This window comes from Congregibacter sp. (genome assembly GCF_965662665.1).
Lineage (GTDB): Bacteria > Pseudomonadota > Gammaproteobacteria > Pseudomonadales > Halieaceae > Congregibacter.
Map to the genome: position 1 here is coordinate 1 of NZ_CBFIIF010000058.1, position 5,257 is coordinate 5,257.

The 5,257-nt window shown below is 56.7% G+C and carries 4 protein-coding genes and 1 pseudogene; 3 read left to right on the forward strand and 2 right to left on the reverse strand.

Annotated features, from left to right (window positions below; genetic code table 11):
* The coding region (locus ACTG39_RS14015; RefSeq protein WP_439108183.1) for an arylsulfatase at window positions 1-1,765 on the reverse strand (1,765 nt) is incomplete at its 3' end.
* 59 nt (window positions 1,766-1,824) lie between these two features.
* The gene (locus tag ACTG39_RS14020) at window positions 1,825-2,133 is read right to left on the reverse strand and encodes a hypothetical protein (RefSeq protein ID WP_439108184.1); all 309 of its coding nucleotides are present in this window, start codon (window positions 2,131-2,133) and stop codon (window positions 1,825-1,827) included.
* A gap of 233 nt (window positions 2,134-2,366) precedes the next feature.
* Between ACTG39_RS14020 and ACTG39_RS14025 the strand changes: the two genes are divergently transcribed.
* The 3 genes and pseudogenes from ACTG39_RS14025 to ACTG39_RS14035 form a co-directional block, all read left to right on the forward strand.
* Window positions 2,367-3,557, forward strand: a complete 1,191-nt coding sequence (locus tag ACTG39_RS14025; RefSeq protein WP_439108185.1) for a beta-propeller fold lactonase family protein — start codon at window positions 2,367-2,369, stop codon at window positions 3,555-3,557.
* 50 nt (window positions 3,558-3,607) lie between these two features.
* A complete protein-coding gene (locus tag ACTG39_RS14030) occupies window positions 3,608-4,429 on the forward strand; it encodes a TauD/TfdA dioxygenase family protein (protein ID WP_439108186.1) in 822 nt (273 codons plus the stop codon).
* A 50-nt stretch (window positions 4,430-4,479) separates the two neighbouring features.
* Window positions 4,480-5,257: pseudogene (locus ACTG39_RS14035) on the forward strand (DsbA family protein); the annotation flags it as partial.

Below are 5,257 nucleotides of genomic sequence, written 5' to 3' on the forward strand. Positions count from 1 at the left end.
TCCGGGGAAGCAACAACGCGAGCCCAAATTTCCCGATGAAAAAGAGTGCGGCGCCCACGGCAATCATTAATCCGAGAAGATGAAGCCAGTACTTGTAAAACACTTTTAAGAGCAGGTTCTTACTGAGCGCCGTTATTGCATACTCTTCGGGGCCCACTTCATAAACGCCAACGCGATTGGCGTAAGACCTGTATTCGGCGAGCATCTCCTCAAAAAGTTCGGAGTTTTGTGCTGACAGGTCAGTGGTTTCGCCGGGGTCCATCGACAGGTCATAGAGTCGCCAAGTACCGTCGCCCTGCGGGGGCGTATTGCGCGTAATCTTCCACTGCCCGCGATAAACAGCCGCGTTTCCGCTCACTTCGAAAGAAAAGCTTTCATCGTCTTTGTACGTCGTGTCGGAATTCGCGGACAGCATCGGCAGGGCGCTGCGCCCGTAAAACTGATCTGGGTCATAAGCAACACCGGTCGCTTCCAATATTGTCGGCACAAGATCGGCAACATGCACGGGCGCATGCGCGACCTTCGAGGTCGCAATGCCCGGTCCCGCCGCAATCAATGGCACGCGCAGGCCACCCTCGCTGGCGTAAAACTTATAGAGATCAAAAGGTGCCGCCAACACAGAGGCCCATTCTCGACCGACTGCAGTAAGACTTCTTCGCAGACCGAGGTTTTCGTACGATGTATCGAATCCTTCGATCAATTTGATGGCGTCTAATGCCAGGTTGGCGGGACCATCCAGGCTCGTCTTTGCAGATTCGGCGCCATTATCCGACAGAACCATCACCACCGTGTTTTGCAGCGCACCGATCGCGTCCAGATGATCGAGGAGGCGTCCTAAGTGGTAATCGGCCGCCTCCATCATCCCAGCGTTCACCTGCATTTCCCGTGCTGAAACGGATCGCTCTTCCGGTGTCAGATCCAGCCAAGCACGATGATTCGCCGGAGGAGACGCAAGGGTTGTCGTGTCGGGCACGAGACCCAAATCAATTGTGCGGCGCAATCGCGCTTCGCGCATGACATCCCACCCTGCGTCGAAAATACCGTTGTAGCGGTCGACATATTCGACGGGAGCCTGAATGGGAATGTGAGCGGTCTGGAACGAGAGATAGGAGAAGAAAGGCTGCTCGCGGTTGCCCGCATCAATGTATTCGATCATCTGGTCGACAATTGTCCGAGACGAGTAATGATCCTCAGGAAGCGTGACCGGCTCCCCGTTCTCAAACCATTTCACCTCACGGGATCCCGGCAGGTAGGGCTTGGCGTCGTAATTGCCGCCGCCAGTGGCGTCCATCACGTAGGAGCGGTCGAACCCAAATCTACTGGGCAGGTTCGCGCCGATTTCACCGATCCCCCACTTGCCGGTGACATAAGTCTGATATCCCGCGCGGGATAGCATCGTAGCGATGGTCTCCTGGTCAGCATCCCAGTGCATCGAATAGCCGGGAAAAGACTGCATTGCAGGGGTGACGGTCTCAACAAGCGTCCCCATGCCGACCTGATGGCTGTCCATGCCAGTCATCAGCATGGCGCGAGTGGGGCCACAGAACGGAGCAGTGTAATAACGGGAAAGCCTGACGCCTCGCTCTGCCAGTTCGTCGATTCGCGGCGTGCGGGCGTCGCTACCGTAAGCGCCAAAACCCGAAAAACCTACGTCATCGAAAAGGACAAGCAGGATGTTTGGGCGCTCATCCTGCGCAGCAACGGCAGCGCTCCACAAGAGCGTGGATGCAATCAGGCACAGCGATAAAGGGGCCGATTTTTTCATTCTGGAGACGCTCTCAATCTGGGGTGACGGCGCGGACGAGCCACGGCTTTGTGCAGATTTTAGCTGCTCAGCAGCACCTGATCTACACAACTGTTCAATGCATCGCGACCAAGATCACCCATTGCGGTGAAAGCAAATGCAGTTTGGAATCCGTCTGCGGTTTCGTGATGGTGGAGCGCCTTTGCATACACGTTTTCATGTTGAGTGCTTGTAGGCGTCGGATTGATTCCAAAAATAATCTCACGGTGCACCGGTAGAGGTGCCGCAAGTCTCGCTAGCATACCGCCATAGGCCAGGTTGATGATTTTACCTTCCTGGCTTTGCGGAACAGTACGCGGTGGCTCTCGTTGACTTGTGACGTTACTCAAAACATCTCTCCTCGCTCGCAACAGGCGAAGTATACAACCGAGGAGCAGCGCAGAGCAGTAGGAGCCAGCGGGCCTTCCCGCGCATGGACACCTAAACAACCGAGTAGCTGTCGCGGCTATAGCCCAAAGGGTTGTCAGAGCAAAGTAAACCTTTTGCTAGCGGTTTGGTCTATATTTCGTGACTGCGTTGCAGTATCACTGCTTTGTCCAGATTCTTATTGATCGGAGTATTCATGAACCGCCGTCTTCTCCTTGTTTCTCTTTGCCTGACTTTGTGCATGTCGTCCCTTGTCGCCAATGCTGCACCGGCCCTGGTGGCCGTCGATACCCAGCAATTTACGGACCGCCCCATCCCGCGGTTTCGCGTGGATGCCGCATGGCCGGTGGTTCCGGGCGAGATAATCATGGGGCAAGTACCGGGCCTGGCCATCGATAAAGATGACAACGTCTGGATTCTCCAGCGCCCGAACTCGTTGGGGTTTTCCGACACGGGGCTCGCGCAGACTCCCCCTATCGCCGTGTGCTGCACGCCCGCACCGCACGTGATGCAGTTTTCCAGCGACGGTGCTTACTTAAAAGGTTGGGGCGGCCCCGAACATGCGCCAACGCTCGATGGTGTAAACCAATGGCCCGACACCGTGCACGGCCTCTACGTTGACGAAGAGACCTCTGTCTGGATTGCCGGTAATGGTGATGGCGATCATGTTGCACTGAAGTTTACGGAAGATGGAGAGTTCATTCGCGGCCTCGGTCGCCGAGAACGATCCGCCGGCAACTTTGACCGAGAAACCCTCGGTGGACCAGCGGACATCTCACCAGACCCAAAAACCGGGGAAGTACTCATCGCCGACGGCTACATCAACAAGCGGATCATTGGCTTTGACGAGGCAGGCAAATTCACTCGATTCTGGGGTGCCTACGCATCCTCGCCCGATGCCAAGACTCGCGAAGGTGCGTTTGATCAGAGCCAGGCATCCAGTAATGCCGACGGCGGCGCAAACCCGGAATCTGAGTCTTTTGGGGATATTGTGCATTGCGTGGTACGTGGACCCGACGAGCGCGTTTACGTGTGCGATCGGCGTAACAATCGGGTTCAAGTTTTCGAAACCGGTGAGAACGGCGAAACTAAATTCCTCCGGGACATTGTCGTAGCACCGGGCACGGGTGGTACGCGAACCGCATCGGACATCGCTTTTTCACCTAACGCGGAGTTTATGTACATCGCGGATATGATGAATGGTCAGGTGTGGATCTATGATGCGCAAAGCTACGAGCTCCTCGGCGCTTTCGGGCGCAACGGACGTTATCCCGGGCAGTTCATCTGGCTGCACAGTGTCGATGTGGACAGCGAAGGCAACGTCTACACCACAGAGGTCAGCACCGGGCGGCGTGTACAGAAATTTGTATTGGAGGGTATCGAGTAATCCCGCACGGACCATAGGGGACTGTCGATTCGAAGAGGGTTAGGAAGGTAATGAACATTAAACCCGTAGCAGGCGCCATCGGCGCAGAAGTAAGCAACATAGATCTCCGCAATCCTATGACCGAGGATATGAAGCGCAATCTGCGCGACCTGGTAAACCAGCATGAGGTTGTTTTTTTTCGGGATCAGGCCATCACGCCCGCCCAGCAGCGTGAACTCGCGGCCCTGTTCGGCCCCCTTCAGAGTCATCCGGCTTACGATACGGTGCCCGGTTTCCCTGAGGTGATGGTGCTCGAAAGCACGCCCGAAAGGCCGTCTAAAATTGAGGTCTGGCACTCAGATATGACCTTTCGCCAGCACCCACCCTCAATTACCGTGTTGCGTGGGGTGGAAACACCCAGCGTTGGGGGCGATACGCTTTGGGCGAGCATGACGGCAGCCTACGACGCCCTGTCACCGGGGATGCAGCGTTATCTTGACGACCTGATAGCGGTCCACGACTTCTCCCAGGGTTTTAGGGAAAGCCTCTTAGAGGACGGCGGACGAGAGCGCCTGGCGGACGCCGTGGCGAACAACCCCCCGGTGCGGCATCCGGTCATTCAGACGCATCCCGAAACTGGTCGTAGGGCGATTTTTGTGAATGCGCTGTTCACCACGCATATTGAGGGGATTTCTCCTCTGGAGTCCGCCGAAGTTCTGCGGTTCCTTTACAAGCATTGCACGTTACCCGAGTTCACCTGTCGACTCCGGTGGGCTAAAGACACGGTTGTGATTTGGGACAATCGAAGCACCCAGCATAAACCGGTGAATGACTTCTTCCCCGCGCTTAGGCGCCTGCACCGCGTCGTTAGCGAGGGCGATGCCCCCTACTAGGACGTCTGCGCACAAGAATTCGCCACAGAATACGCCTTGGATGAACATTCATGCTTGAACCCAAAAACAACCCCACGCCCGGATTTATCGTAGACCCACCCGGCTGGATCCGCCTGCTCATATCCAAGAAGATTCTTGGACCGGAAGCCGACGAGGCAGTGATCCGCAAACGTCGACAGAAGGCCGAGAGGCTGCGCGAGAAGCGCGGCGAACCCCATGTAGTTGATTACTTTCATCAGCTCGATGACCCCTATTCGCTCCTCACCGCGCAGGTCCTTAAGACCTTTGCCGAGAGCTATGACATAGAGCTCCGAACACACTTGATACGTGCGACGGGAGGCAAGGCCCAGCCGGAGTTGGAGAAGCTCGCCATCTGGGCACGCCGCGATGCCGAGCTCATAGCGCCCTACTTTAATCTGCTATTTCCCACGGGCGCGCCCACGGTGCCCGATCCACAACACCAGATACTTGCGGGCCAGGCGCTGCTTAGCGGCAAGGCATTAACGGATCCAGCGCTCATCGCCCAAATCACCCTTGCCCTTTGGGAAGGCGATGAGGAAACCTTGCTGAGCTGCGCATCCAACGGTGTCAGCGCCGCTGACCTGGCCTCAGCACTGGACGCGGGATCCGCGCTTCTTGCCGAGCGCAAGCACTATTCGGGGGCGACCTTCTTTTACGGAGGCGAGTGGTATTGGGGCGTTGACCGCCTGTATCACCTCGAAATGCGCCTGCGCGATCTTGATTTGTGTGCGGCGCCCGATTCAGAGCTACTGTTGCCTCGCCCGGATACGGACCTCAGTGGTGTTGACGCCAGCGATCAGCGCCTGG